At 61.3% G+C, this 1627-nt stretch carries 2 protein-coding genes; both read left to right on the forward strand.

Annotated features, from left to right (window positions below; all coding sequences use genetic code 11):
• Positions 1–1092 (forward strand): LGFP repeat-containing protein (locus tag AB4Z17_RS33650; protein ID WP_441964806.1); only part of this gene is annotated, 1092 nt, incomplete at its 5' end.
• On the forward strand, positions 1064–1558 hold the full coding sequence (locus tag AB4Z17_RS33655; protein ID WP_441964808.1) for a hypothetical protein: 495 nt from the start codon (positions 1064–1066) through the stop codon (positions 1556–1558). The genes AB4Z17_RS33650 and AB4Z17_RS33655, both read left to right, overlap by 29 nt.
• Positions 1559–1627 lie beyond the last annotated feature (69 nt).

Genomic DNA, 1627 nt, shown 5'->3' on the forward strand with positions numbered 1-1627 from the left:
GACAAATACAACGCGATGGGCGGGCCCGCCAGCTTCCTCGGAATCCCGACCTCACCGGAGTACCAGAACCCCGGCAACACCGGAGCAAGATCAGAATTCCTACACGGCAGCATCTACTGGTCCGCCGCCACCGGCGCACACCCCATCACACCGCTCTTCATGACCAAATGGTCAAACTACGGCTGGGAAGCCGGCCAACTCGGCTACCCCACCACCGACGAAATCCCCAACGGCGACAACATCGGCAGCCGCCAAGACTTCCACAAAGAGAACGCCGCCATCTACTGGAACTCAGCCGTCACAGGCACTCCCGGGCTGACCGTCATCAAAGGCCTCATCCGCGCCAAATGGGACACCACCGGCGCCCAAACCCCCGGAAGCCTCCTCGGCTACCCCACCGAGGACGAAAGGGCACTCCCCGACGGCCAAGGCCACATGAGCCGCTTCCAACGCGGCGTCATCTACTGGCACCCCACCCACGGGGCACACCCCGTAACTGGCACCATTCTTAGCCAGTGGGCGTCGGCTGGATATGAGCAAGGCCCGCGTGGCTACCCCACTGCCGATCAGGTCAGTGTTTCGGGCGTCGCTTTCGAGCAGCAGTTCCAAACTGGAAAGCTCTACAGCCCCAAGCCCCTCGATCCAGCCGACATGTACGCGAACTGGGGTGCAACCGGAAGCGACCAATGTCCTCTTCCCCTGGCTTCCCGTGTGGGAGCTTGGGTATGTGGATCCCTGAATGCCGGTGTGCCTCTGACTCTCCCGGAGCCATCCCCGCAGCTGTTCAGCAATACCGGGACCTTCTGCTCGTACATTGGCCTTGGCGGATGCTGGACCGTCCATGATGACTTTCGGGCGTCCTATGAAGTGACCGTGTTTTTCGGACGTGAGAACGAAACCTTCGGCAGCGGCGATGTTCTCATCGAGTGGCAGCTTGAGGGTCCGTACACCAATATCTCCCGAGCCCGAATGATATCCAACCGCACTACGATGACGGCGACCCGGACGACATCTACCGGTTCTTGGGCCCCAACCAGCTTCCGGGTGATCGTGAATGGGCCGGATGGAATTGGTGAACGATCCGCAGCCTGAACAGGCGAAGACCACCCGCTTCGTTTTCGAACTTTCTCGGGTGTGCGTCTTGTGGCGCAACGACGGCAAGTTCATCGTTGCCCCGGAAGAAGACCTCGACGCGATACTCCGTCGGCCGCCAACCATCCCAAGCTGGACGGACTTCGATCCCGCGAACAGTTCGTCAATGGGAGGGGTAGAGGAAGCCCATGCAGGCGACTCGGTCCAGCCCACCTGGTGGGTGTTATACGGGCAGGCGGACCCGTCCGTCGATATCACCGTGCACGTGGACGAGGCGGATGTCCCGGATCCGCCGGTCGAGCGTGTCGGGGGCGTCTGGGTCTGCGAGTGGGTAAGCCTGCCAACCGTCGCTTACGTTCATCGATCGGATCGTGATCAACCAGCGCGCATCAGATTCGACCGTCCGGCGGGTCTCCCGCGAGCCCCCCATCCTGAGTCTGAGATCGGAACCCGGAAACGAGAGTGAATGACCAAAGGCAGAGAGCAAACTGGGCTCGCGTCATGAAGATGCAGAATTGACCCACAGGTGTGTGGA

This window comes from Paenibacillus sp. TAF43_2, from assembly GCF_052113545.1.
Taxonomy (GTDB): domain Bacteria; phylum Bacillota; class Bacilli; order Paenibacillales; family Paenibacillaceae; genus Pristimantibacillus.